This is a genomic window from Olivibacter sp. LS-1, from assembly GCF_008245145.1.
Taxonomy (GTDB): domain Bacteria; phylum Bacteroidota; class Bacteroidia; order Sphingobacteriales; family Sphingobacteriaceae; genus Olivibacter; species Olivibacter oleidegradans.
Map to the genome: position 1 here is coordinate 2,264,553 of NZ_CP041643.1, position 25,964 is coordinate 2,290,516.

Here is a 25,964-nt window from a genome sequence, read left to right on the forward strand (position 1 = left end):
AAAGGAGGATTTATGAACATTACCACGCAATCTATTCAATTTAAAGCAGACAGAAAATTGGTAGACTTTATTCAACGTCGTGTAGACAAGCTGGATCAGTTTTTTGATCAGATCATAGCAGGTGAATGTTATCTGAAGCTGGAAAACGTGGAAGACGAAGCTAATAAAATTACGGAGTTTAAGTTAAATATCCCAGGGAATCAGCTTTTTGCTAAAGGGCAGGCCAAAAGCTTTGAAGAAGCGACGGATTTGGCGATAGAGTCATTGCGTAGGCAAATAAATAAACACAAAACAAAGACAAGAACTAAAGTGACACATCATAAAGAAGTGCTGGCTGAAGTGCAGGAAGAAGAGCTCGGCTAGTCGTATTCAATTTTTATTGGAAGAATCCCTTAAGGAGAAAGTCCTTGAGGGATTTTTTTCGTTCATTACAACTGTAGCGAAGGGAAGTTGTCTGAAAGCGGAAAAATTTGGAAAAATATTTCCCTGATAATTAAGCTATTTGGTCAGGCGGGCATTTTTTTAGCATAAATATTTTCACTTTTTTTTTGAATTAATACTTTCTTGTCTATCTTTGCAGTCCCAAAGGGAACACAGGGGGTCAGATCAAGAAAAGAGGGTTCCAAAAAGGGTAGAAAGTTCTTAATAGTATTGCCTCCTTAGCTCAGCTGGTAGAGCAACTGACTTGTAATCAGTAGGTCGCTGGTTCGATCCCGGCAGGGGGCTCTAAGTTGGGGGGATTCCAGAGCGGTCAAATGGGACGGACTGTAAATCCGTTGCTTCGGCTTCGAAGGTTCGAATCCTTCTCCCCCCACCATTTAGATGTTGTTTGGTGTTTGTACTCATCGATCGGATTTTCTGATAAAATAGATGTTGTAATGACATACATCCGATAAAATCATCATAAATAAGCGGAAGTAGCTCAATTGGTAGAGCGATAGCCTTCCAAGCTATAGGTTGCGGGTTCGAGACCCGTCTTCCGCTCTTGAATCAAAGAGTTAAAACCGGTATCGGCTTTAGCTTTTTGTTGTTCAAACAAGCCGATGTAGCTCAGCGGTAGAGCACTTCCTTGGTAAGGAAGAGGTCATGGGTTCAAGTCCCATCATTGGCTCGTAAGTGTAAATAAAAAAGAACCAAAATAAAAATTAACTTACTAATACGCATAAAAAATGGCAAAAGAGAAATTTGACCGCAGTAAACCACACTTAAATATTGGTACAATCGGTCACGTTGACCACGGTAAAACCACTACAACTGCTGCTATTACTAAAGTTTTGGCAGATAAAGGTTTGTCAGAAGCTCGTTCATTTGATTCAATTGACTCGGCTCCTGAAGAAAAAGAGCGTGGTATTACAATCAACACCGCTCACGTAGAGTATCAAACTGCAAGCCGTCACTATGCTCACGTTGACTGTCCAGGTCACGCTGACTATGTAAAGAACATGGTTACAGGTGCTGCACAAATGGACGGTGCGATCATCGTTGTTGCTGCAACTGACGGTCCTATGCCTCAAACTCGCGAGCACATTCTATTAGCTCGTCAGGTAGGTGTACCTGCTCTTGTAGTATTTATGAATAAAACTGACTTAGTTGATGACCCTGAGTTGTTGGATTTGGTAGAGATGGAAGTTCGTGAACTATTGTCATTCTATGAATATCCAGGTGATGATATCCCCGTAATCAAAGGTTCTGCATTAGGTGCATTGAACGGTGAAGCTCAGTGGGTAGACAAAATCATGGAGTTAATGGATGCAGTTGATAACTACATTCCTATTCCTCCACGTTTGACAGACTTACCTTTCTTGATGCCTATCGAGGATGTGTTCTCAATCACAGGTCGTGGTACCGTTGCAACAGGACGTATCGAGCGTGGTGTAATCAATACCGGTGATCCAGTTGAGATCTTAGGTATGGGTGCTGAAAACTTGAAATCTACTGTAACAGGGGTGGAAATGTTCCGTAAAATCCTTGACTACGGTGAGGCTGGTGATAACGTAGGTTTATTATTACGTGGTATTGAAAAAACTGATATCCGTCGTGGTATGGTTATCTGTAAACCAGGTAGTGTAACTCCTCACACTGAATTCAAGGCAGAGGTTTACGTATTGTCAAAAGCAGAAGGTGGACGTCACACGCCATTCTTTAACAAATACCGTCCTCAGTTCTATTTCCGTACAACAGACGTTACTGGAGAAATTACGCTTCAAGAAGGTGTGGAAATGGTTATGCCTGGTGATAACGTTACAATCAACGTAAAATTGATTAACGCAATTGCTATGGAAAAAGGTCTACGTTTTGCTATCCGCGAAGGTGGTAGAACAGTAGGTGCTGGTCAGGTAACTGAAATTATCGCTTAATTAAGCATATAGGCATTAGCTAATTGGTGAAAAGCCAATTAGCTAATCGTTTTACGGGCATAGTTCAATGGTAGAATAGAGGTCTCCAAAACCTTTGATCAGGGTTCGAATCCTTGTGCCCGTGCTAAATAACAGTCGGTTTCGTTGGCGTAAAAATGTTAACAGTGAACCGTTAGCTAAAGTCTAAAGAACATATCTCTATCATACAATGGCAAATGTACTTGATTTTATAAAAGACTCCTATCATGAGATGACTCAGAAGGTGTCTTGGCCAACATGGTCGGAGTTGCAGAATTCAGCGGTGGTGGTGCTTGTTGCGTCAATCATCATAGCACTGATTGTACTAGCAATGGATCAATCATCAAGTGCAATATTGAAACTTTTTTACGGTACGACGGCCTAAAATCAAGGAGGATTATAGAATGGCAGATCAGCAATTGAAATGGTATGTTGTACGCGCGGTAAGCGGTAAAGAGAAGAAAGTAAAGCAATATATTGAGGCTGAGATTAATCGCTTAGGAATAAATCATTTGGTTCCTCAGGTTTTAATCCCGATGGAGAAATATTTTCAGATGCGCGAGGGAAAGAAGATCGCCAAAGAAAGAAATTATTATCCGGGATATGTTTTACTCGAAGCAGCTTTAGATGGAGAATTGGAGCATGTTATAAAGAATATCAATAGTGTCATCGGATTTTTAGGTGACAAAGCTGGTAATGCCATTCCGCTGAGACAAGCTGAGGTTAACCGCATACTGGGAACAGTAGATGAAATGAGTGAGCAGGGCGAGATGATGAATGTTCCTTACTATGTGGGAGAGTCTGTTAAAGTAACGGATGGACCATTTAATGGTTTCTCCGGAGAGATAGAAGAGGTGAACGAAGAGAAGAAGAAGTTGAAGGTGATGGTGAAAGTCTTTGGTAGAAAGACACCGCTGGAACTAAATTATATGCAAGTTGAAAAGGAGTAATCTTCTATTACTCGATCCCAACGAATATTTTTCGCCTTAATACAACAAAGTTCAGATTTTACAAAAAAATATTTTGTTATTCTCTGAATTTTGTTGTATTTTTGCGCACTCTAAAAAAGTGTAAGGGCTTCTCGTAATTTAGTCCACTTGAGTGAGAAAAAAACAAATGTTACGTTATATTGCTTCCAACTTACTAACAAACATTTAGTAATTTAAATTAAATCGAAAAATGGCAAAAGAAGTCAGTGCGTTAGTGAAATTACAGGTGAAGGGTGGCGCAGCTAATCCATCACCCCCTGTGGGACCTGCTTTAGGTGCAAAAGGGGTGAACATCATGGAATTTTGCAAGCAGTTCAATGCACGTACCCAAGACAAGCCAGGCAAAGTATTACCGGTTGTAATTACTGTGTATGCTGACAAGTCTTTCGATTTTATCATCAAGACTCCACCGGTTGCTGTTCAACTTATTGAAGTAGCAGGCATAAAGGGAGGCTCGGGCGAACCTAACCGTAAAAAGGTAGGTAAAGTTACTTGGGAACAAGTTGAAGCTATCGCCAAAGATAAAATGAGCGACTTAAACGCTTTTACAGTAGAGTCGGCCATGAAAATGGTGGCTGGTACAGCACGTAGTATGGGTATCACTGTAAGTGGTGATGCACCCTGGAACAATTAATTAACAGAAATCAGTTTAAGAAAGTGGCTAGATTAACAAAAAATCAAAAGGCGGCACTATCCAAAATTGAAGCTGGTAAAGCGTATACTTTGCAGGAGGCAGCAGCACTTGTAAAGGAGATTACCACTACCAAGTTTGATGCGTCCGTGGATATCGATGTTCGTTTGGGCGTAGATCCACGTAAAGCAAATCAGATGGTTCGTGGTATAGCTACCTTGCCTCATGGAACCGGTAAGACCGTACGTGTTTTAGTTTTGTGTACTCCGGATAAGGAGGAAGAAGCTAAAGCAGCGGGTGCGGATTATGTAGGTTTAGATGAGTATATCAGCAAAATTGAGGGTGGATGGACCGATGTTGATATCATTATTACCATGCCTAGCGTGATGGCTAAAGTAGGTAGATTGGGTCGTATTTTAGGCCCTAGAAACCTAATGCCTAACCCTAAGTCAGGAACGGTTACCCAAGATGTGGGTAAAGCAGTTACTGAAGTAAAAGGCGGTAAGATTGATTTCAAGGTTGACAAGACCGGTATCATTCATGCTTCAGTTGGTAAAGTGTCATTTGATGCAGACAAGATTTATGATAATGCGTTGGAAGTAATCCAAACAATTTCAAAATTGAAGCCGTCTGCAGCGAAAGGAACATATTTTAAGAGTATCCACCTCTCTTCAACAATGAGTCCGGGTATTCAAGTGGAAACTAAATCAGTAGCGGGGATTTAATCATGAGAAAAGAAGAAAAACAAGAAATTGTTCAAGCTTTAACTGATCAGATCAAATCTTACGGTAATTTCTATATTACTGATACTGCTGATTTGACTGTTGCAAAAGTTAACAATATCCGTCGCAAATGCTTTGAAAGAGGTATCAAAATTCAAGTAGCTAAGAATTCATTGATCGTTAAAGCTTTAGAAGCAGCCGGAGTTGATTCAGAAGAACTAAAAGGGGTGCTAAAAGGTGCTTCTACTATCCTTTTCTCTGAAACAGGTAATGCTCCTGCGAAATTGATCAAAGAACTCCGTAAAGAGGGTGATAAGCCGATCTTGAAGGGAGCTTATATTGATGCTTCGGTATTTGTTGGAGATGCCCAATTAGATTCGTTAGTTGCTCTGAAATCGAAAGAAGAGCTTATCGGCGATATCATTGGATTGCTTCAATCACCTGCTAAGAATGTTGTTTCTGCTCTTAAGTCGGGTGGAAGTACAATCGCAGGTTTGGTGAAAACTTTACAGGAAAGAGGTTAACGGAACCATTAAAACCGTTCAAGTAACAATAGTTTAATAGAAAAAAGTAAATTCAAAAATTTAAAATAAAATGGCAGATTTAAAAGCGTTTGCTGAGCAGTTAGTAAACTTAACAGTAAAAGAAGTTAACGAGTTAGCTCAAATCTTAAAAGATGAGTATGGTATTGAGCCAGCTGCTGCAGCTGTAGCTGTTGCTGGCCCTGCTGCAGGTGGTGATGCTCCTGCTGCTGCTGAAGAGAAAACATCTTTTGATGTAATCTTGAAAGAAGCCGGTGGTCAGAAATTGGCTGTTGTTAAATTAGTGAAAGATTTAACTGGTTTAGGCCTTAAAGAAGCTAAAGATTTAGTTGACGGCGCTCCTAAAGAATTAAAAGCTGGTGTTGCTAAAGATGAAGCTGAAGCTTTGAAAAAACAACTGGAAGAAGCAGGAGCTGTTGTTGAGATTAAGTAATTCTCATCTAAAGAGATCCTAAATGGTTTTAGACTCCGGTATTTCTACTGGGGTCTATTGCCGTTTATATTATCCCAAAAATACTGTTGGACTGTACAGAACCATCTTTCGGTTAAAACATGTCGCGTGAAGTTTAATTTAAACTAAAATATAATTCCCTTGGCAAACAAAGATATTCGTAACGAAAGAGTAAACTTTGCAACCAGCAAAAGAGTCATCGACTATCCCGACTTTCTGGATGTGCAATTGCAGTCTTTCAAGGAGTTTTTCCAATTGGAAACAACTTCTGATAACCGCCACCAGGAAGGGCTGTTCAAAGTTTTTTCTGAAAACTTCCCTATTTCTGATTCAAGAAACATTTTTGTGCTTGAATTTTTGGATTATTTCATCGATCCGCCACGTTATGATATTCAGGAATGTATCGAACGCGGCTTAACTTATAGCGTTCCGCTAAAAGCTAAGTTACGTTTATCATGTAATGATGAAGAACACGAAGATTTCGAAACCATAGTACAAGATGTGTATTTGGGAACTATCCCTTATATGACACCCAAAGGTACTTTCGTTATCAATGGCGCAGAGCGGGTAATCGTATCGCAACTTCACCGTTCGCCCGGTGTATTCTTTGGCCAAAGCCGCCATACCAATGGCACCAAACTATACTCTGCGAGGGTGATTCCTTTCAAAGGGTCTTGGATCGAATTTGCTACTGATGTTAATAATGTCATGTACGCTTATATCGACCGTAAAAAGAAATTCCCGGTAACGACTCTTTTGCGTGCTATTGGTTATGACTCGGATAAAGATATCCTTGAGTTATTCGAATTGGCCGACGAAGTCAAAGTTAGCAAATCCGGCTTGAAGAAATTAGTTGGCCGTAAATTGGCTGCTAGAGTTCTGAAAAGATGGGTTGAAGACTTTGTAGATGAAGATACCGGAGAAGTTGTATCGATTGATCGTAACGAAATTATCCTGGAACGTGAAACGATTCTGGAAGACGATCATATCGACATGATTATAGATGCCGGTGTTAAGTCTATCATTCTCACTAAAGAAGATAGCTCAAATAACGCTGATTATTCTATCATCTATAACACTTTACAGAAAGATACTTCCAACTCAGAGAAAGAAGCGGTAGAGCACATTTACCGTCAGTTAAGAAATGCGGAACCACCTGATGAAGAAACAGCTCGTGGTATTATTGAGCGCTTATTCTTCTCTGATAAACGATATGACTTGGGTGATGTGGGACGTTACCGCATTAACCGTAAATTGCAATTGGATACGCCTGATGAGATCAAAGTATTAACGAAGCAAGATATCATTGCCATTGTTAAGTACTTGATAAATCTGATCAATTCGAAGGCGGAAGTGGATGATATTGATCACTTGTCTAATCGACGTGTGCGCACCGTAGGCGAGCAGTTATATGCCCAATTTGGGGTAGGACTTTCTCGTATGGCACGTACAATTCGCGAGCGAATGAATATTCGAGATAACGAGGTGTTTACTCCAACTGATTTGATCAATGCACGTACTTTATCGTCTGTTATCAATTCATTCTTCGGAACCAACCAGTTATCGCAGTTTATGGATCAAACCAATCCATTAGCTGAAATCACACATAAGCGTCGTCTTTCTGCCCTCGGACCGGGGGGGCTTTCGCGAGAGCGTGCCGGTTTTGAGGTTCGTGACGTTCACTATACGCACTACGGCCGCCTATGTACGATTGAAACACCGGAAGGTCCGAACATCGGTTTGATTTCTTCCTTATGTGTACACGCAAAAATCAATAACCTCGGTTTTATCGAAACTCCTTATCGAAAAGTTCAAGATGGTAGGGTAGTGGTGGAAGAGCCCGTCGTTTATTTATCGGCAGAGGACGAAGATGGCAAAACCATCGCACAGGCCAATGCAGAATATGACGAAAAAGGTAATTTCACTACACCGAAAGTGAAAGCCCGCTTCGAAGGTGACTTCCCAATCATCGAACCGGAACGTTTAGATTTAATGGACATTGCACCGAACCAAATTACTTCGATTGCAGCTTCATTGATTCCGTTCTTGGAACACGATGATGCGAACCGTGCATTAATGGGATCAAACATGCAACGTCAAGCAGTTCCATTATTGCGTCCACAAGCGCCTATTGTGGGTACTGGATTGGAAGGCCGTGTAGCGAGTGACTCCCGTACCTTAATTAATGCGGAAGGCAACGGAGTGGTTGAGTACGTTGATGCGAACGAGATAAAAATTCGCTATGATCGGAACGAAGATGAGAAATTAGTTTCTTTCGACGATGATATTAAAACATATCGCTTAATCAAGTTCAAGAAAACAAACCAGAGCACCTGTATTAACTTGAAGCCTATTGTTCGTAAAGGACAACGTGTGGTTGAAGGACAAGTGTTATGCGAGGGCTATGCGACCGAAAACGGTGAACTCGCTTTGGGGCGTAACCTGAAAGTTGCTTTCATGCCATGGCAAGGATATAACTTCGAGGATGCGATCGTTATTTCTGAACGAGTGGTAAGCCAAGATATATTCACTTCTTTACATATCGAAGAATTTGAATTGGAGGTGCGTGATACTAAACGCGGGGAAGAAGAGCTTACTTCTGATATTCCCAACGTTTCTGAAGAAGCAACCAAAGATTTAGATGAAAACGGTATTATCCGTATTGGGGCAGAAGTGCGCGAAGGAGATATTCTGATTGGTAAAATTACACCTAAGGGTGAATCCGATCCTTCTCCCGAAGAAAAGCTCTTACGTGCAATCTTTGGTGATAAAGCAGGCGATGTAAAAGATGCATCTTTAAAAACACCTCCGTCAATCCGTGGGGTGGTAATTGATACAAAGCTCTTTTCGCGTGCTAAAAAAGCTGACAAGAAAGAGGAAAAAGCTGCTTTGGAACGTTTGGATCTTAATCATGAGCGTGCCGTTCGTCAATTAAGAGAACGCCTGATCGATAAATTATTTGCTATTGTAAATGGCAAAACATCACAAGGTGTGTATAACGTATACAAAGAGCTTTTGATTCCTAAGGGAGCTAAATTTACGCAGAAGATGTTGGCTGAACTTGACTTTGCTAATATCAACCCTTCTAAATGGACCACAGACGACGACAAGAACGAGCTGGTAAAACAGGCTTTACACTTCTATAATATCAAATTGAATGAGGAGCTTGGAGCTTATCGTCGTGATAAATTTGCCATTACAGTAGGTGATGAACTACCATCCGGTATTGTGCAGATGGCTAAAGTTTACGTCGCGAAGAAACGCAAGCTTAAAGTAGGTGATAAGATGGCGGGTCGTCACGGAAATAAGGGTATCGTAGCGCGTATTGTACGTGATGAGGATATGCCTTTCTTAGAAGACGGAACACCTGTAGATATTGTATTAAACCCACTTGGGGTACCTTCTCGTATGAACCTTGGACAGATTTATGAAACCGTTCTTGGTTGGGCAGGACAAAAACTAGGTGTGAAGTTTGCAACACCGATATTTGATGGAGCTTCCACTGAAGAAGTGGAGGAGTGGGTCGCTAAAGCCGGTTTACCTGCTTCCGGAAGAACCTATTTATATAATGGTTTAACGGGTGAGCGATTTGACCAGCCAACTACTGTTGGTGTAATTTACATGCTTAAATTAGGTCACATGGTAGACGACAAGATGCACGCACGTTCTATTGGACCATACTCCCTTATTACGCAGCAACCGCTTGGTGGTAAAGCGCAATTTGGTGGCCAACGTTTTGGTGAGATGGAGGTATGGGCGCTGGAAGCATTTGGTGCATCCAACATTCTACAAGAGATTCTTACTGTTAAGTCAGATGATGTTATCGGTAGAGCCAAGACCTACGAAGCAATCGTTAAAGGCGATAATTTGCCTACGCCATCTGTACCTGAATCATTCAATGTATTGGTACATGAGCTTCGCGGCTTAGGTTTAGATATCACGTTAGAATAGAGTTTTAAATTTTAAGTTGTGCGTCCTAAGTATTTGTACGTACAACTTATTACGTATAACTCATAACTAAAAAGAGCTATGTCTTACAAGAAAGATAATAAAATAAAAAGCAACTTCACCTCGATTACGATCAGCTTGTCGTCTCCAGAAGCTATTTTGGAGCGTTCCAGCGGTGAAGTATTAAAACCGGAAACCATTAACTACCGTACTTATAAGCCGGAGCGTGATGGTCTGTTTTGTGAGCGTATCTTCGGTCCTGTAAAGGATTACGAATGCCATTGCGGTAAGTATAAGCGTATTCGTTATAAAGGTATCGTCTGCGATCGATGTGGCGTAGAAGTTACTGAAAAGAAGGTGCGTAGAGAGCGCATGGGACATATTAATTTGGTTGTTCCGGTAGCTCATATCTGGTATTTTCGTTCACTTCCAAATAAGATTGGATATTTACTAGGTTTGCCAACTAAGAAGTTGGATATGATTATCTACTATGAGCGATATGTCGTAATCCAGCCTGGTATAAAGGAAGAAGATGGCATCCAGTACATGGATTTCTTAACGGAGGAAGAGTATCTGGATATATTGGATACTTTACCAAAGGAGAATCAATATCTTGACGATAAGGATCCTCAGAAGTTTGTGGCGAAGATGGGGGCTGAAGCGTTGGAAGAATTATTGCAACGAATTGATTTAGATCAATTGTCATATGATTTACGTCACCAAGCCGCTAATGAGACTTCGCAACAACGTAAAAATGAAGCATTAAAACGCCTTCAAGTAGTTGAAGCTTTCCGCGGGTCACGCGAGCGTATTGAAAATCGTCCGGAGTGGATGATTGTTAAAATCGTTCCGGTTATTCCTCCCGAGTTACGTCCTTTAGTTCCTTTGGAAGGTGGGCGCTTTGCTACGTCAGATTTGAACGACTTATATCGCCGTGTTATTATTAGAAATAACCGTTTAAAACGTTTGATCGAAATCAAAGCACCTGAAGTAATTTTACGTAACGAAAAGCGTATGCTTCAGGAAGCTGTGGATTCATTATTCGATAACTCCCGTAAAGTGAATGCCGTGAAGACGGAAGGTAACCGTGCACTAAAATCACTTTCCGATATCCTAAAAGGTAAACAAGGGCGTTTCCGTCAGAACTTATTAGGTAAGCGTGTTGACTATTCGGCACGTTCCGTTATTGTGGTTGGACCAAACCTGAAACTGCATGAGTGCGGATTGCCTAAAGATATGGCTGCTGAATTATACAAACCGTTTATTATCCGTAAAATGATTGAACGCGGGGTTGTAAAAACAGTGAAATCAGCCAAAAAAATCGTTGACCGTAAAGATCCGATTGTTTGGGATATTTTGGAAAACGTATTGAAAGGACACCCTGTTCTTCTTAACCGTGCACCTACGTTGCACCGTTTAGGTATCCAGGCTTTTCAGCCGAAATTAGTGGAAGGAAAGGCGATTCAGCTTCACCCCTTAGTGTGTACAGCGTTCAACGCCGACTTTGACGGTGACCAGATGGCGGTGCATTTGCCTTTAGGAAATGCAGCTATTTTGGAGGCTCAAATACTAATGTTAGCCGCTCATAACATCTTGAACCCGGCGAATGGTACACCGATTACCGTACCTTCTCAGGACATGGTTTTGGGACTTTATTACATTACAAAGGGACGTAGAACAGATGATTCGCGTGTGGTAAAAGGCCAGGATATGACCTTCTACTCGCCGGAAGAAGTTATCATTGCTTATAACGAGAAGAAAATTGATTTACACGCCTTTATTAAGGTTAAAACTAATGTAAAGGATAAAGATGGTAATATCGTTAAGCAATTAATTGATACAACCGTTGGTAGGGTTTTATTCAATCAAGTAGTTCCGGAAGAGGTAGGTTATATCAATGAGCTACTTACGAAGAAGTCTTTACGTGATATCATCGGCGATGTGGTGAAAACCACTGGTATGGCCAGAGCAGCGAAGTTCTTGGATGATATTAAAGAACTTGGTTTCCAAATGGCGTTCCGTGGAGGTTTATCATTTAACTTACAAGATCTTAATATTCCGGATGCGAAAGCTGGTTTAATTGAGCAAGCAACACGTGAAGTAGAAGAAGTGATGAATAACTATAATATGGGATTCATTACCAATAACGAACGTTATAACCAAATTATCGATATCTGGACGCGTATTAACAACCGTTTGACTGCCAATGTGATGGATATTTTATCCAATGATAACCAAGGCTTTAATTCGGTTTATATGATGCTGGATTCAGGTGCCCGTGGTTCTAAGGAGCAGATTCGTCAGCTCTGTGGAATGCGGGGATTGATGGCGAAACCACAAAAATCCGGTTCGTCAGGAGGTGAAATTATCGAAAACCCAATTTTATCCAACTTTAAGGAAGGTTTATCGGTACTCGAGTACTTTATCTCAACGCACGGTGCTCGTAAAGGTCTTGCGGATACAGCATTAAAGACAGCTGACGCCGGGTACTTAACTCGTCGTTTGCACGATGTCGCGCAAGATATGATCGTTACCGAGGAGGATTGTGGTACATTGAGAGGTATTTTCACTACTGCTCTGAAAGATAACGAAGACATCGTTGAACCTTTATATGACCGTATACTAGGACGTACTTCGCTGCACGATGTGTATGATCCGGTAAGCAATGAACTATTGGTTAGTGCTGATCAAGATATTACGGAAGAGATTGCAGAGAAGATAGAGCGTTCTTCAGTAGAAGGTATAGAAATTCGTTCGGTATTAACTTGCGAAAGCAAGCGCGGTGTTTGTGCCTTGTGTTATGGACGTAACCTTGCGTCGGGTAAACGTGTTCAAATGGGAGAAGCGGTTGGTGTTATCGCCGCTCAGTCTATCGGTGAGCCAGGTACACAGCTTACACTTCGTACGTTCCACGTGGGTGGTACGGCTTCTAACATTGCTGCTGAGTCGCAAATCGTTGCTAAATTTGACGGTATCGTTGAATTCGAGAATATGCGTTCGGTAGAGCGCGAAACGGAAGAAGGTAAATTGCACATCGTATTGGGCCGCTCAGGTGAATTCCGCATTCTTGATCCGGAATCTAAGAAGGTACTGATGACCAATAACATTCCTTACGGTTCGTTCCTATACATTGCCGATGGTGATAAGGTAACGAAGGGCGATAGAATCTGTTCTTGGGATCCGTACAACGCGGTTATTATTTCTGAATTTGCAGGTACGGTTGAATTTGATGCGATCATAGAAGGTGTTACCTATCGTGAAGAGTCTGATGAACAAACCGGACACCGCGAGAAAGTAATCATCGATACGCGTGATAAAACGAAGAACCCGGCGATCAAAATTTTGGATAATGCAGGTGATGTAATCCGTACCTACAACTTACCGGTTGGTGCCCACATTGCTGTGGATAATGCCGGTAAAGCAAAAGTGGGGGAAATTATCGCGAAAATTCCTCGTTCAGCTGGGAAGACCCGCGATATTACGGGGGGTCTACCGCGTGTAACTGAATTGTTTGAAGCAAGAAACCCTTCTAATCCAGCTGTCGTAACAGAAATCGACGGGGTAGTAACGTTAGGGGGAGTTAAACGTGGTAACCGTGAAATTCAAATAGAATCACGTGATGGCCAAGTGAAGAAATACTTAGTGCCACTTTCTAAACACATTTTAGTACAAGATAATGACTTCGTGAAGGCAGGTATGCCGCTTTCTGACGGCTCTATTTCGCCGTCTGATATTTTAGCGATAAAGGGGCCAGCTGCTGTACAAGAGTATTTAGTAAACGGTATTCAGGAAGTTTACCGTCTGCAAGGTGTGAAAATTAATGATAAACACTTTGAGACAATTGTACATCAAATGATGCAAAAGGTCATGATCGAAGACCCAGGCGATACCCGCTTCTTGGAAAAGGATGCTGTTAACAAATGGGATTTTATCGAAGAGAACGACAGTATGTACGATAAGAAAGTGGTAACTGATCCAGGTGATTCAAATGTACTGAAAGCTGGTCAGATCGTGTCTCTACGTAAACTGCGAGAAGAGAATTCTAGTTTGAAACGTCGAGATCTAAAACTGGTACAGGTGCGTGATGCAATTGCTGCTACTTCCAGTCCAATGCTTCAAGGTATTACACGTGCATCATTGGGAACCAAATCGTTTATATCGGCAGCGTCTTTCCAGGAAACTACCAAAGTGTTAAACGAAGCGGCTATTAGTGGTAAACGCGATGATTTACTAGGATTGAAAGAGAATGTTATTGTCGGACACTTAATCCCTTCGGGTACCGGTTTACGTAATTATGACCGTATCATCGTTGGATCTAAAGAGGAATATGATCAGTTGTTGGCTTCTAAAGAAGAAGTTTAATAGTTGTTTATTCACTTTATATTATAAAACCCCGAAGGCTAGTGTTCTTCGGGGTTTTTTGTTTCCTATTTATTATCTTTACCGCTAGATATCATTTAGACATACATGCTTACCATTAAATCAATATGGAAGAACAGGATAATCAATTGAACATAGAACTTACCGAAGATATCGCCGAAGGCATATATTCAAATCTAGCAATCATAACGCACTCCCATACAGAATTTGTTGTCGACTTCATTCGCGTAATGCCAGGAATTCCAAAAGCGAAAGTAAAGTCGAGAATCGTCTTAACACCTGAGCATGCGAAACGATTAATGAAGGCTTTTCAAGATAATATCGCGAAGTATGAAGCCATGAATGGCAAAATTGATACGCATGAGGAACCCCCATTTCCAATGAACTTCGGAGGTCCAACAGCGCAAGCTTAAGCTTGGTTATGAGTTGTTCGTTGATGGTATTGATTTTAGCCTTGTGATATTTTTATGAAACGCATGGCGGAATCTGACCAACAGCCAATAATGAATAACGAATTGCAAGTACATGAAAAATCTAAATTTTAAGGATAAGTGGATATTGGTTACCGGCGCCTCATCGGGATTGGGAGAGGAGATGGCGAGGCAGTTAGCTGTTCAACATGGCGCGAATTTAATTTTGCTAGCTCGTCGTAAAGAGCGGTTGGAACAATTGAAGATTACCATAGAAAGTGAAACGGAATCAAGTGTTGATATTGTTGTTGCAGATTTATCCCAACCCGAGCAGATTGAAGAAATTCTGGAAACAATTATAAGCCGACGAGACTTGTATGCAGCTATCTTAAATGCGGGCGTTACCTATTTGGGGAAACACTTGGCGCTGCCAAAGGAACAATTTAACCAAATGATCCAAATCAATATCATTAGCGTTACCTATATGACAACCCAATTGGTCGCGTACTTTGAGAAAAAAAAATCTGTCGGTGGTATCATGATCGTCTCCAGTATGGCAGCAATTTTCCCAACGCCCTTCCAGGCAGCTTATGCAGGTACTAAGGGGTTTCTACTTAACTTCGCTTCGGCTCTTTCACAGGAGCTAGATAATAAAGAATTGTCGCTTACGATATTTTTACCGGGAGGTATTGCTACGGAAATGACGGCAGGCGACGGCTTTAATGAACTTCGCGGTTATCTGATGCCGGTACAACAGGTTGCAAAAGAAGGATTGCTGGCTTTCAAAAAAAGAAAATCGACTTATATTCCCGGATTTCTCAATCGTTTAAGTAGCAAATTGTCTTTTTTACTCCGGAAGGAGTTTATTATTAAGCAGACGGGTAAGACCTATAAGAAATCGTTGGATAGACATTCGGAGTTGTGAGTTGCCCGTTGTGGGTTATGAGCTTTTTAATTTACAAAACTCACAACTCGTAACCAACAACTCACAACTTTTATTTAAACCATTCCATCACCTCGTCCTTCGTAGGCATGGCAGATTCAATTTTCATTTTTTTCCGTAATCCGCCTAAATCATTGAAGACTTTGTTTGGATTGGCTGCTTTTAACGACTCAATGGTGATAAGTCCCATTTTCTGCAATGCAGGAACCCAAACAGCTGGAATTCCTTGAGCCTCGTAATCAGTCACAGAAGCGGTTTTGATAACTTTTTCAGGTCGCATCTGTGGGAAAAACAACACATCTTGTATACTTGCCTGATTTGTCATCAGCATTGCTAATCGATCAATACCAATACCGATTCCTGAGGTAGGAGGCATGCCATATTCCAACGCTCTTAGAAAGTCGTAATCAATAAACATCGCCTCATCATCACCCCGCTCCATTAACTTCAACTGATCCTCAAAACGCTTAAGCTGGTCTATTGGATCATTAAGTTCGGAATAAGCATTCGCTAATTCCTTTCCATTTACCATGAGTTCAAAACGTTCAACAAGTCCTTCCTTGCTGCGATGTTTCTTCGTTAAAGGACTCATCTCTACCGGATAATCAATAATAAATGTGGGTTGAATATAATGATGCTCACATTTTTCACCAAATATCTCGTCAATAAGCTTTCCCTTACCCATGCTTTCATCTACCGGGATATGAAGCTGCTTGCATACATCCCGTAATCCCACCTCATCTAAGCCTGAAACGTCAAAGCCTGTATGCTCTTTTATTGCATCATATATGCTGATCCGTTTATAGGGAGCTGCAAAGTTAATTTCCTTATCGCCAACCGTTATGGTGGTCTTTCGGTTTGTAGCTAGCGCCACCTTCTCGAAGAGCTGCTCTGTGATGTCCATCATCCATAGGTAATCTTTGTATGCCACATAGAATTCGAGTACCGTAAATTCAGGATTATGGGTTCGGTCCATTCCTTCATTGCGAAAGTTTCTGCTGAATTCATACACCCAATCGTAGCCGCCAACGATTAAGCGCTTTAAATACAGCTCATTGGCTATCCGTAAATATAACGGGATGTCAAGTGCGTTATGATGCGTAATAAACGGTCTTGCAGCAGCACCGCCCGGTATACTTTGTAATACCGGTGTGTCTACTTCAATGGCTCCCTGTTCATCCAAAAATTGCCTTATGGCAGATTTGATTTTAGTTACTTTGGTGAACGTTTCCCGAACGTGCGGATTTACTACTAAATCAACGTAACGTTGTCTATAGCGAAATTCAGGATCGGTTACGGCATCGAACACTTTTCCATCTGCTTCCTTAACTATCGGCAGAGGTTTCAGCGATTTTGCTAGCAATGTCAATTCAGTTGCATGGATGGATATTGTTCCGGTCTGCGTTGTAAAAACGTGTCCCTTTACACCAACGAAATCTCCAATATCCAATAATTTTTTAAAAACGGTGTTATATAATGTTTTATCCTCGGTGGGGCAAAGCTCATCTCTTGTCAGATAAACCTGAATACGACCTGTCGAATCTTGAAGTTCAAAGAAAGAAGCACTTCCCATCACTCGCCTACTCATCATACGACCTGCAATACTAATATTTTTATAATTCAGCTTGTCGCGATCATAATTTTCATGGATGTCCCGTGCGTTAGCATTAATGTCAAATGCCTCTGCAGGATAAGGTTCTATTCCTAATTGGATCAATTGATCTAAAGCCTGTCGGCGCAATACTTCCTGTTCTGATAAAATGCTGCTCATTTAGTTAAAATATGTACTCACTTGAAGGAGAAAGAACATGGGCTTCTGTATACTGATTTACGAAATAACCTCGGTTCTGATTTTTCGCAAACTTAGATAAAATTGGCCTGATATGCAAAGGAGTAAGGCGTAAAAAGGAGTGTATTTTAGCGGTTTTTAGTTATTTATCAATACGTGTGCTGTAGCGTTTTGTTGTTTTTATCGTTATACCGATGTATGGTTAAAAAGAACTACGAGACGGAATTGACAGCAGCTACAAGCTAATTTGAAAATAAAAAGGTGTATCAGGGAAATCCTTTGTGTACCAAAAATAAGAACATCTTTTTTAGCAGGTTTGCGTATTTTTGAATAAGCTTTGTTTATTTGCTAATTAAATAGATGGGGCTTTCCAATTAGTAGTATTGCTGTAGTGAATTACCGTTTAGGATTTTTAAGTAAAAAGAAGACATTAACACTAGAAAGTGCCTTGGATGCTTGTGTCCAAACGGATGCGGAACGGGCTAAAGAATTTATCTACAAAAAGTACTATGGATACGTGTTAGCAGTAGTGGCAAGGTATATAAAAAGCGAATACGATGCGGAAGAGCTGGTAAATGAAACATTTATTAAAGCGTTTAAAAATCTGCCTCGATTCAACAGAGTAGGTGAAGGAAATGTTCTTGAAAAATCATTTAGAGGTTGGCTAGCAAGAATAGCAGCAAATTTATCCATTGACTTATTACGATCTCAAAAAAATATGGTGGCAATGGAGGATGTAGGTGAGCAAGAAGTTAAACCGGTTTTGGTTAATGCTTCCGACAAGCTCTTTGCAGAAGATATCCTAAAGCTTTTAGAGAGATTACCCGAAATTCAACGGATCATTTTCAACTTATACGAAATCGAAGGATATGCACATGAAGAGATTGGAAAAATGTTAAATATACCTGACAGTACATCCAGAACATACTTAACCCGGGCAAAACAGCGGTTACGGAAGCTTTATATTGAGGAGTTCGCCATAGGAAAACAATAAAGTATAGAATTTACTATGAAAGAAAAAGATAATAAGGAACTGATCGATCGTATGGCTGAAGTCTTGCGAGAGCATTCAGCGCCTTATAGAGAAGGGGCATGGGAACGATTTGCAAGCACGCAAAAGCAAGGAAGAAAGGTTGTACCAATTTGGTACCTTGGGGACGTGGCAGCTGCCGTTTTATTGGGGGTGGCGCTTTTTATGAATAGAAATAATGTTGACAAGCAAATTCCACCTGCAATAACTTATACACAAAATAACGGATCTGGGGAATCTAAAGGAGATTCTTTGCTGCAACAAGCCTCTCCGGTGATTACTGGGGAGACAAGTGCTGAGCATAATAACAAACGTAATGGGAGCCTACTGGCCCAGTCATCTAACAGAGGTTCTGAAGGAAAAAGCGCATCTACTTTCGCAGAAGTATTTAATAAGGAACAACCGACCAAAATTGATAATCGCATAGCGCAATTTGATCAAAAGAAAAATGAAGCTTTATCTTCTAATGGCTCTAGTATCGAAAGAGAGGAGCCGAATTCGGAGCAAGTGCAACAAAAAGGCAAAATTATCGAAGATACATCTAAAGAAAAGGAAGAAGCATTAATTAGCATGTTGAGGGAGAACAGCTCGTCGTCGAATTCTTCTGAACGTGCATTGATGAATAATGCCGACTATTCCGGAAATAAGCGCTGGAATGTAGGCGTTGTGTTTGCGCCCTCGCTAACAGAAGAACGTTTCAATATGGGAGGGGGGGTAACCGTAGCGTATAACATATCCAAAAAAGTATCTATTGGTTCTGGTGTTTCTTTGGTTGATTTAGGATTCCATCAGTCGTCACCCAACGCATCGAACGGAACCATGAATTCGCCCGTTTCAGCTTCACTAAGCGACGCATCTCCGACACTAAATGCAAAATCGCTTGAAACCAAAGAGCTAACGTCGATAAATACTAATTTGTTAGCTTTGGACATCCCAATTGATATTAAATATCAGGTGAGTAAACAATTTTATGCCAGTGCGGGTATTTCCTTTTTTGCGGTATTAAATGAAGATCGGACCAATAACTTTTTGACTCGGACACCAACAAATAGGACAATTCAAAACACGGAAGGCTATGCTTTCAGCCAGCCGGAATTCCAAGTGAATAACGTCAGTGAAAAAGCGGAAGAGACACCATTTCAAGGGAATGGCTATTCCGGGTTTCTCAACTTTTCAGTGGGAAGAAAAATGCCTATTTCGAGAAAAGTGGGTATCGCCGTTGAACCGTTTTTCAAGATTCCAATCGGTAGCTTATCCAATCAAAATATGAATCTTCGTTATGGCGGCATTCGTGTAATTACCAGTTTTTAGTAACTTAGGTGAGTTGATCGCGCATAAGGCTTATGAAGGTTTACTATATTATCCCGGCAAGCAGTAAAGTGCAAGCAATGGCTTTATGGCCTTTTGTCATTGCGAATACATCGCTGCGAAATCGAGGGGTTTCTATGCAGTTGTTAAGACATGAAAAAATTCATCTGAGGCAACAATTGGAATTGTTGATTTTACCCTTTTACATTTGGTATATTGGTGAGTGGCTGGTAAGATGGTGGATTTGTAAGGATCCGAATCGTGCTTATCGAACTATTTGTTTTGAGCGCGAAGCATATATTAACGATGAGCAAAAAAATTATCTGAAGGTTAGGAAGGCTTGGAGTTTCTTAAAATATCTAAAATAAAAAGGACATCTATTGATGTCCTTTTTATTTTAGATAACGATACTGTTCATTAATAAAGTGTGAATTCTACTCGACGATTAGCTTGTCGTCCTTCTGCTGTCGCATTCGTCGCAATTGGTTGAGTTGGTCCATAACCGGTTGCTTCAATACGTGATGGATTAGCTCCTTTACTTACTAAGTAAGCTTTAACAGCTTCCGCACGTTCTTTTGACAAACGCATATTCAATTTCATTGAACCTGTGTTATCGGTATGTCCTGCCAATTTAAGACTGAAATTCTTCTCTACTAATAACCTGGCCACCTTATCTAAGCTTGGATAAGATGTAGGACGAATCGTTGCTTTACTTAGATCAAACTCTAAGTTTTTAATAGCTTCATCTACTACCCGACGATCTTCTTCCGTTACGGTGATTTGTTGTACTACTTTTTTAGCTTCAGGAAGCGGGCAGCCCGATCCATCTACTTTTGCATCAGCTGCGGTGCCTGGGCACTTATCAAATTTATTCGCAACACCATCACCGTCATCATCTGCTAAATCAGTTGTTAATTGAGCTTTTAACGCTTCATTTTCCTCTTTTTGTGCTTTCAAAGCTGTCGCTAATTCGTCATAACTTGCCTGATATTCTTTACGCATATCGACTACAGGATTACGATTGCCTAGGAATGGTTTTGTAGCATCTCCCAAAGCGAATTCAAGACCGGCATGTACATAAGAGAACATATCTACTTTGTTGGTGCTTAAACCATCAAGCGTACCGGTATTTGCCAAATTGACTTGGTAACCTAAATCTATATTGATCCCATTAGCTACACCGAATTTGAAACCTAAGCCTGCAGGAATAAACGCTTTGGTGGTTGAGCCAAGCTCTTGTTCCACACCGCCCATTGTTATTGTTGGATTGTAATTGAGTGCTCCCAATCCTACTGTCAAATAAGGTTTAATTACACCCTGTTGATGTCTCCAACTAATATTCGCCAATGTAATGTCGGCACTTAAAGCGGCCGACCACGGAAGCTTAGTGGAAAATTTATCATTACTTCCTTCGGCGCTACCACTTAATTTTCCTCCTAAATATTCAGCTCTCAGTCCGAATGCAGGTGTAATTTGCTTTTTTACATAAAAATTATAACCCAATTGACTTTCTGATGAACCGAAGTCCTTTCTTAATCCGATAATGTTCCATTGATTAATCACCCCGGCTCCAACACCGATTGACCAGGTTCTAAATTCGCTCTCAGGAGCAAATGGCTTAACATCATTTACCTGGGTGGTTTGAGCAAATGCAGGCGCAGAAGCTAAAAGTGCTAAAGCGACTAAAGAGTTTGTTTTTTTTAGTCTAAAGTTCTTGATCATAAAATTTAATTTCGTGTCTAAATTGTTTTCTGAAATTTGATGCTGTATTACCAAAAATTAGACCATTTTCTGCTTGGTTGATGTAACGGATTGATTATTAGATGCTTTTATTTGGAAGGAGGAGCGGGAAATGTGCTAAAAAAAGGACGATTTCTCGCTCTTTTTCACACATTTCCTCAAAAAGATACAGTTATCGTAAACGATCTGCCGACTTGATAAGTTTGGTATCGTGATTAATGCCTTTAAGCGCTAAGAGTAGAAAAATAATATAGGGAGGGATAAGTAACGCACCGATACCGATATTATTTAGTTCGAGACTTTTGTTAACTGCTTCAACAGCACTATTAGCAGACAGAAACAGCCAAAAAGCAAAGAGAATGACCAATAAAAGAGTAACTAAGATCAGACTTACCTGTTTTTTTCTGTTTTTATATTTTAAAATGGTGATCAGCGGTAATACCGCCAATAAAATTGTTGCGATTGCCTGAAGGATAAAAGTGAAAGACGTGCTCAACTGATTACGGCCCCCGGTGTTATTTAAAACCCCTGTTACTTTTAATGCCATGGCAATCCCGCTGTTGTCAGAAAATTGTGCATATGGGAATAAAAATAAGACTAGGATAGTCACCGAAGCCAACAATAGCCAAACAGTTTGTATACGTTGTATCATGTAAAAAATATATATTGCTACAAAGATAATATATTCGTATCAACGCGCAAGGTATAAGTACACCTTGGATATGGAGAAAGTCTTTCTTATGGATGTCAAAAATCTACCTACTTTTATCTAAGTTTGCAGGTAGTGAAATCAGCAACGAAAAGATATTTTGTAGAACTTGCTTTCCATGGGGGAGCTTACCATGGCTGGCAAATACAGGAAAATGCAATTAGCGTGCAGGAGGTACTTAATAAAGCTTTGGGTACCCTATTACGGGTGCCAGTTAATACGGTTGGCTGCGGAAGAACGGATACCGGTGTACACGCAAAGCAGCTCTTTGCACACTTTGACGATGCGGTTGGTGCGATTGAAGGCAATGAAGAACGCATTGTGACAGGTTTGAACGCGCTATTACCGACAGATATTGCGGTAAAGCAACTTTTTGTTGTTGCTCCTAATGCGCACGCTCGTTTTGATGCGATCAAACGATCTTACGAGTATCATATACACTTCGGTAAGAATCCATTCCTGCATGGCTTTTCTTGGCAATTAAGGGATCGACCGGATGTGGAAGCGATGAACGAGGCCGCGCGACACATGATGAAATATAAGGATTTCAGCTGTTTCAGTAAATCACATACACAAGTTTTTACCAATAACTGTCAGCTTACGAAGGCAGAATGGCAATGGCTTGATGGAGGGCGTCTGGTTTTTTATATATCGGCTGATCGGTTTTTGAGGAATATGGTAAGGGCAATAGTTGGTACTTTAATGGAAATTGGAAACGGAAAACGCGATTTAAATTATATTCACGAAGTCATCAATAGCAAGAACAGAAGCATGGCAGGTGTTTCGGTGCCTGCTTGTGGATTATATCTTACCGAGGTTTTGTATCCCTGGGACGAAAAATAAAGTAAAAAGTTCCTTTAAAACGGACGGTGTATCAATAATTAAAAAGCTGTAGGCTGATATCTGAGGGCTGAACGCAGCGAATGTAAAAATGAGTGAAGCAAAGATAACAGGTAGAACATATGACACCCAACTGTTACGCAGACTGGGAAAATATTTAAGACCCTATCGAACCTATTTTGTTTGGTCGGTTATACTCACCCTTATTGTAGCAGGTATCTCTCCTCTTTTACCGATGTTGGTAGAATATACCCTTGATCAGTTTATTTTAAAGAACAACTATCAGGGACTGAATATCATGACCTTAATCATGTTCGGTTTGCTGATTTTTCAAACCGCTATCAGATATTATCACACCTTGCTGACCAATTCGTTGGGACAGTCTGTTATTCGCGATCTCCGAATTGAGACCTTTAATCATATCACGGATCTTCGGCTGAAGTATTTCGATAAGACTCCAATTGGTAGACTGATAACTCGTACAATATCGGACTTGGAAACCATTGCCGATATATTTTCTGAGGGATTAATACAAATCATTGGTGATATTTTGCAGTTGATTGTGATCATAGGTGTCATGTTCTATACTGATTGGGAGTTGACACTCATTGTATTAATACCGATGCCGTTGATGGTTATTGCTACTCATTTCTTTCAAGAAGCCATGAAGTCTGCCTTTCAGGATGTGAGGCATTGGGTATCCAATTTGAATACCTTCTTGCAAGAGCATATTTCAGGTGTCAGCATTATCCAATTCTTTGCTCGTGAGAAACAAGAAATGGATAAGTTTAAAGCGATTAACGCGGAACATCGAAATGCCCATATTCGTTCTAATTGGTATTTTTCCATTTTTTTTCCGGTTATCGAGATTATCATGGCCATCGCCTTGGGATTACTTGTTTGGTATGGTTCTAAATCTATTTTGGCAGGGCGTATCTCACCCGGTGTTGTGGTTGCCTTTATTATGTATATCAATATGATTTTTCGGCCTATCCGAGAATTAGTTGATAAATTTAACACACTCCAAATGGGAATGGTAGGGGCAGAGCGTATCTTTACTGTTTTAGATACGGATGAAAAGACTCCAAACGATGGAATTTTAAAACCGGAAAAAATAAAGGGAGATATCACCTTCGATCATGTTTGGTTTACCTATGACGATTATATTGAAACGAACAAGAAATTAAACTTACCGGATCCGATCGTTGACGATCACAGCGTAAAATGGGTGCTCAAGGATGTGAGCTTTACCGTAAAGGCCGGTGAAACGCTGGCCTTAGTCGGCGCAACCGGTGCGGGTAAGTCTTCCACCATCAATATTCTTAGTAGGTTTTATGAGATCAGTAAAGGATCGATCCGATTAGACGGTGTCGATATCCGGTCGTATGACATTAACTATCTGCGTAAAACAATTGCAACCGTCCTGCAGGACGTTTTTCTTTTTTCCGATACGGTAGCTAATAATATAAGTCTTTACGATGCAAGCATTACTCGGGAGGCCATGATAGAGGCAGCAAAGAGGGTGGGAGCACATGAATTTATTGAGCGCCTACCTGGCGGTTATGACTATCAGGTTAGGGAACGAGGATCCACTCTGTCGGCAGGGCAAGCCCAGTTAATATCCTTTATAAGAGCTTTGGTCCACGATCCCAAGATCCTCGTGCTTGACGAAGCGACTTCCTCCGTAGATACTGAAACAGAGTTGCTGATTCAGGCCGCTATTGACAAGCTGATGAAAAATCGAACCTCCATTGTCATTGCTCATCGTTTGTCTACTATTCAGAAAGCCGACAAAATCATTGTGCTCGACCATGGTGAAATAAAGGAGATAGGCAATCACCAGGAACTCCTTCATCTAAATGGCTATTATAAGCGCTTATATGATTTGCAGTTCCACTCTGCGGGCATTTAATGTGGCTGTTGGTAATTCGTTGCCGGTTATTCGTTGTTCGCCGGGATACCCTGCGGCTGGTTGCAGTGTACATAAATCTAGGGCCCTTGCAATCGAAACAAGTATCTTTAAGGATCGCAGCTTATAGCTTACAGCCTAAAGCTTACAGCCCAAAGCTTATGGCTTAAAACTTATAACCTAAAACGTACAATTGGCTGAAAGCTATTTTAAATCTCTTTCCCTTATTTTAAAATGAATTTAGTAAGTTTGCCATACAAAAATTCGACCAATGAGTGTACTTGTAAATAAAGATTCAAAAGTTATAGTTCAGGGCTTTACCGGCACTGAAGGTTCGTTCCATGCGTCACAAATGATCGAGTATGGTACCAATGTAGTAGGTGGTGTAACTCCTGGAAAAGGAGGGCAGACTCATTTAGACCGCCCTGTGTTTAATACGGTTCAAGACGCGGTAGATACTACGGGTGCTAACGTATCCATTATTTTCGTCCCCCCCGCGTTTGCTGCGGATGCAATCATGGAAGCTGCGAGTGCAGGAGTGGAAGTTATCGTTTGTATTACAGAAGGTATTCCTACAAAAGATATGATCCAGGTGAAGGAATATCTAAAAGATAAAAAATCTCGTTTAATCGGACCGAATTGTCCAGGTATTATTACTGCTGATGAAGCGAAAATCGGCATCATGCCTGGTTTTATCTTCAAAAAAGGTAATGTCGGAGTTGTTTCCAAATCGGGTACTTTAACATATGAAGCAGTAGACCAAACGGTAAAAGCCGGATTAGGAATTACAACAGCTATTGGTATTGGTGGAGACCCTATTATCGGCACCACTACAAAGGAGGCAGTAGAGTTATTGATGAACGATCCCGAGACAGAGGGTATTATTATGATTGGCGAAATCGGCGGCGGAATGGAAGCTGAAGCAGCCCGTTGGATCAAAGAGCATGGCACTAAACCAGTGGTTGGTTTCATTGCCGGACAGACTGCGCCTCCGGGACGCAGAATGGGACATGCCGGAGCGATCGTCGGTGGAGCTGACGACACCGCAGCAGCGAAAATGAAGATCATGCGTGAATGCGGAATCCGTGTAGTAGAATCTCCTGCCGAAATCGGTGTTGCTATCGCTGAAGAATTAGCGAAAGTACAAGCCTAAGCTTCATTAAAAAGATCATTGATATGGAAGCTGCAGGTTAAATGTTAAATTACGATCAGCTGACAACATAAATATAAAGCCCGAAAAAAAATCGG

At 40.9% G+C, this 25,964-nt stretch carries 21 protein-coding genes and 5 tRNA genes; 23 read left to right on the forward strand and 3 right to left on the reverse strand.

The genetic code is table 11. The features are described from left to right. The first annotated feature begins 12 nt into the window (after positions 1–12). From hpf to FKG96_RS09080, 17 genes are all read left to right on the forward strand, one after another. Positions 13–363 (forward strand): ribosome hibernation-promoting factor, HPF/YfiA family, encoded by a 351-nt coding sequence (hpf, locus tag FKG96_RS09000; RefSeq protein WP_013665673.1) that lies wholly within the window; start codon positions 13–15, stop codon positions 361–363. Between the two features lie 290 nt (positions 364–653). Next, a tRNA-Thr gene (locus FKG96_RS09005) sits at positions 654–726 on the forward strand. 7 nt (positions 727–733) lie between these two features. Then, positions 734–817 (forward strand) — tRNA-Tyr (locus tag FKG96_RS09010). Positions 818–911: 94 nt separating this feature from the next. Continuing rightward, a tRNA-Gly gene (locus tag FKG96_RS09015) sits at positions 912–984 on the forward strand. 55 nt (positions 985–1,039) lie between these two features. Next, a tRNA-Thr gene (locus tag FKG96_RS09020) sits at positions 1,040–1,111 on the forward strand. A gap of 58 nt (positions 1,112–1,169) precedes the next feature. Then, complete coding sequence (tuf, locus tag FKG96_RS09025) at positions 1,170–2,357, forward strand: elongation factor Tu (protein WP_013665674.1); 1,188 nt, start codon at positions 1,170–1,172, stop codon at positions 2,355–2,357. Between the two features lie 53 nt (positions 2,358–2,410). Next, positions 2,411–2,481 (forward strand) — tRNA-Trp (locus FKG96_RS09030). 84 nt (positions 2,482–2,565) lie between these two features. Beyond that, positions 2,566–2,760 carry a preprotein translocase subunit SecE gene (gene secE / locus FKG96_RS09035; protein ID WP_013665675.1) on the forward strand — a complete coding sequence of 65 codons (195 nt, stop codon included), beginning with the start codon at positions 2,566–2,568 and terminating at the stop codon, positions 2,758–2,760. Between the two features lie 19 nt (positions 2,761–2,779). Next, on the forward strand, positions 2,780–3,325 hold the full coding sequence (gene nusG, locus FKG96_RS09040; RefSeq protein ID WP_013665676.1) for a transcription termination/antitermination protein NusG: 546 nt from the start codon (positions 2,780–2,782) through the stop codon (positions 3,323–3,325). 229 nt (positions 3,326–3,554) lie between these two features. Further along, on the forward strand, positions 3,555–3,998 hold the full coding sequence (rplK, locus tag FKG96_RS09045; RefSeq protein ID WP_013665677.1) for a 50S ribosomal protein L11: 444 nt from the start codon (positions 3,555–3,557) through the stop codon (positions 3,996–3,998). Between the two features lie 23 nt (positions 3,999–4,021). Continuing rightward, positions 4,022–4,720, forward strand: a complete 699-nt coding sequence (gene rplA, locus FKG96_RS09050) for a 50S ribosomal protein L1 (RefSeq protein ID WP_013665678.1) — start codon at positions 4,022–4,024, stop codon at positions 4,718–4,720. 2 nt (positions 4,721–4,722) lie between these two features. Beyond that, a complete protein-coding gene (rplJ, locus tag FKG96_RS09055; protein ID WP_013665679.1) occupies positions 4,723–5,241 on the forward strand; it encodes a 50S ribosomal protein L10 in 519 nt (172 codons plus the stop codon). A gap of 70 nt (positions 5,242–5,311) precedes the next feature. Beyond that, positions 5,312–5,692: a 50S ribosomal protein L7/L12 gene (rplL, locus tag FKG96_RS09060; RefSeq protein ID WP_130856890.1), complete on the forward strand. Its 381-nt coding sequence runs from the start codon at positions 5,312–5,314 to the stop codon at positions 5,690–5,692. Positions 5,693–5,851: 159 nt separating this feature from the next. Then, positions 5,852–9,661: a DNA-directed RNA polymerase subunit beta gene (rpoB, locus tag FKG96_RS09065; protein ID WP_013665681.1), complete on the forward strand. Its 3,810-nt coding sequence runs from the start codon at positions 5,852–5,854 to the stop codon at positions 9,659–9,661. A gap of 78 nt (positions 9,662–9,739) precedes the next feature. Then, complete coding sequence (gene rpoC / locus FKG96_RS09070) at positions 9,740–14,020, forward strand: DNA-directed RNA polymerase subunit beta' (protein WP_130856891.1); 4,281 nt, start codon at positions 9,740–9,742, stop codon at positions 14,018–14,020. A gap of 125 nt (positions 14,021–14,145) precedes the next feature. Further along, a complete protein-coding gene (locus tag FKG96_RS09075; RefSeq protein ID WP_013665683.1) occupies positions 14,146–14,451 on the forward strand; it encodes a DUF3467 domain-containing protein in 306 nt (101 codons plus the stop codon). A gap of 112 nt (positions 14,452–14,563) precedes the next feature. Continuing rightward, on the forward strand, positions 14,564–15,373 hold the full coding sequence (locus FKG96_RS09080) for an SDR family oxidoreductase (protein WP_013665684.1): 810 nt from the start codon (positions 14,564–14,566) through the stop codon (positions 15,371–15,373). A gap of 70 nt (positions 15,374–15,443) precedes the next feature. Here FKG96_RS09080 and lysS read toward each other — a convergent pair whose 3' ends face one another. Beyond that, positions 15,444–17,162, reverse strand: coding sequence for a lysine--tRNA ligase (gene lysS / locus FKG96_RS09085; protein ID WP_149105341.1), 1,719 nt, complete (start codon positions 17,160–17,162; stop codon positions 15,444–15,446). Between the two features lie 409 nt (positions 17,163–17,571). Here lysS and FKG96_RS09090 point away from each other — a divergent pair, with 409 nt between their 5' ends. The 3 genes from FKG96_RS09090 to FKG96_RS09100 are packed head-to-tail and all read left to right on the forward strand — an operon-like array spanning position 17,572 to position 19,886. After that, a complete protein-coding gene (locus tag FKG96_RS09090; RefSeq protein WP_130856895.1) occupies positions 17,572–18,174 on the forward strand; it encodes an RNA polymerase sigma factor in 603 nt (200 codons plus the stop codon). Between the two features lie 15 nt (positions 18,175–18,189). Beyond that, on the forward strand, positions 18,190–19,521 hold the full coding sequence (locus tag FKG96_RS09095) for a hypothetical protein (protein WP_149105342.1): 1,332 nt from the start codon (positions 18,190–18,192) through the stop codon (positions 19,519–19,521). 32 nt (positions 19,522–19,553) lie between these two features. Continuing rightward, positions 19,554–19,886 (forward strand): hypothetical protein, encoded by a 333-nt coding sequence (locus FKG96_RS09100; RefSeq protein WP_013665688.1) that lies wholly within the window; start codon positions 19,554–19,556, stop codon positions 19,884–19,886. A 49-nt stretch (positions 19,887–19,935) separates the two neighbouring features. Here FKG96_RS09100 and FKG96_RS09105 read toward each other — a convergent pair whose 3' ends face one another. Together FKG96_RS09105 and FKG96_RS09110 are read right to left on the reverse strand one after the other, a co-directional pair. Further along, positions 19,936–21,240 carry an OmpA family protein gene (locus tag FKG96_RS09105; RefSeq protein ID WP_130856898.1) on the reverse strand — a complete coding sequence of 435 codons (1,305 nt, stop codon included), beginning with the start codon at positions 21,238–21,240 and terminating at the stop codon, positions 19,936–19,938. A 190-nt stretch (positions 21,241–21,430) separates the two neighbouring features. Next, positions 21,431–21,910: a DUF4293 domain-containing protein gene (locus FKG96_RS09110; RefSeq protein WP_013665690.1), complete on the reverse strand. Its 480-nt coding sequence runs from the start codon at positions 21,908–21,910 to the stop codon at positions 21,431–21,433. A gap of 132 nt (positions 21,911–22,042) precedes the next feature. On the opposite strand from FKG96_RS09110, the gene truA reads away from it, so the two are divergent. From truA to sucD, 3 genes are all read left to right on the forward strand, one after another. After that, positions 22,043–22,810 carry a tRNA pseudouridine(38-40) synthase TruA gene (truA, locus tag FKG96_RS09115; protein ID WP_013665691.1) on the forward strand — a complete coding sequence of 256 codons (768 nt, stop codon included), beginning with the start codon at positions 22,043–22,045 and terminating at the stop codon, positions 22,808–22,810. An 88-nt stretch (positions 22,811–22,898) separates the two neighbouring features. Continuing rightward, entirely contained in the window at positions 22,899–24,719 is a 1,821-nt protein-coding gene (locus FKG96_RS09120; RefSeq protein WP_130856900.1) for an ABC transporter ATP-binding protein, read from the forward strand. Positions 24,720–24,987: 268 nt separating this feature from the next. Further along, positions 24,988–25,869 (forward strand): succinate--CoA ligase subunit alpha, encoded by an 882-nt coding sequence (gene sucD, locus FKG96_RS09125; RefSeq protein ID WP_013665693.1) that lies wholly within the window; start codon positions 24,988–24,990, stop codon positions 25,867–25,869. The last annotated feature ends 95 nt before the right edge of the window (positions 25,870–25,964 follow it).

What these genes read in the sequence shown, in the direction of transcription:
- hpf (WP_013665673.1), top strand. Translation starts at nt 13, where the DNA reads ATGAACATTACCACGCAATCTATTCAATTTAAAGCAGACAGAAAATTG.
- tuf (WP_013665674.1), top strand. Translation starts at nt 1,170, where the DNA reads ATGGCAAAAGAGAAATTTGACCGCAGTAAACCACACTTAAATATTGGT.
- secE (WP_013665675.1), top strand. Translation starts at nt 2,566, where the DNA reads ATGGCAAATGTACTTGATTTTATAAAAGACTCCTATCATGAGATGACT.
- nusG (WP_013665676.1), top strand. Translation starts at nt 2,780, where the DNA reads ATGGCAGATCAGCAATTGAAATGGTATGTTGTACGCGCGGTAAGCGGT.
- rplK (WP_013665677.1), top strand. Translation starts at nt 3,555, where the DNA reads ATGGCAAAAGAAGTCAGTGCGTTAGTGAAATTACAGGTGAAGGGTGGC.
- rplJ (WP_013665679.1), top strand. Translation starts at nt 4,723, where the DNA reads ATGAGAAAAGAAGAAAAACAAGAAATTGTTCAAGCTTTAACTGATCAG.
- rplL (WP_130856890.1), top strand. Translation starts at nt 5,312, where the DNA reads ATGGCAGATTTAAAAGCGTTTGCTGAGCAGTTAGTAAACTTAACAGTA.
- rpoC (WP_130856891.1), top strand. Translation starts at nt 9,740, where the DNA reads ATGTCTTACAAGAAAGATAATAAAATAAAAAGCAACTTCACCTCGATT.
- FKG96_RS09075 (WP_013665683.1), top strand. Translation starts at nt 14,146, where the DNA reads ATGGAAGAACAGGATAATCAATTGAACATAGAACTTACCGAAGATATC.
- FKG96_RS09080 (WP_013665684.1), top strand. Translation starts at nt 14,564, where the DNA reads ATGAAAAATCTAAATTTTAAGGATAAGTGGATATTGGTTACCGGCGCC.
- lysS (WP_149105341.1), bottom strand. Translation starts at nt 17,162, where the DNA reads ATGAGCAGCATTTTATCAGAACAGGAAGTATTGCGCCGACAGGCTTTA.
- FKG96_RS09095 (WP_149105342.1), top strand. Translation starts at nt 18,190, where the DNA reads ATGAAAGAAAAAGATAATAAGGAACTGATCGATCGTATGGCTGAAGTC.
- FKG96_RS09100 (WP_013665688.1), top strand. Translation starts at nt 19,554, where the DNA reads ATGAAGGTTTACTATATTATCCCGGCAAGCAGTAAAGTGCAAGCAATG.
- FKG96_RS09105 (WP_130856898.1), bottom strand. Translation starts at nt 21,240, where the DNA reads ATGATCAAGAACTTTAGACTAAAAAAAACAAACTCTTTAGTCGCTTTA.
- FKG96_RS09110 (WP_013665690.1), bottom strand. Translation starts at nt 21,910, where the DNA reads ATGATACAACGTATACAAACTGTTTGGCTATTGTTGGCTTCGGTGACT.
- FKG96_RS09120 (WP_130856900.1), top strand. Translation starts at nt 22,899, where the DNA reads ATGAGTGAAGCAAAGATAACAGGTAGAACATATGACACCCAACTGTTA.
- sucD (WP_013665693.1), top strand. Translation starts at nt 24,988, where the DNA reads ATGAGTGTACTTGTAAATAAAGATTCAAAAGTTATAGTTCAGGGCTTT.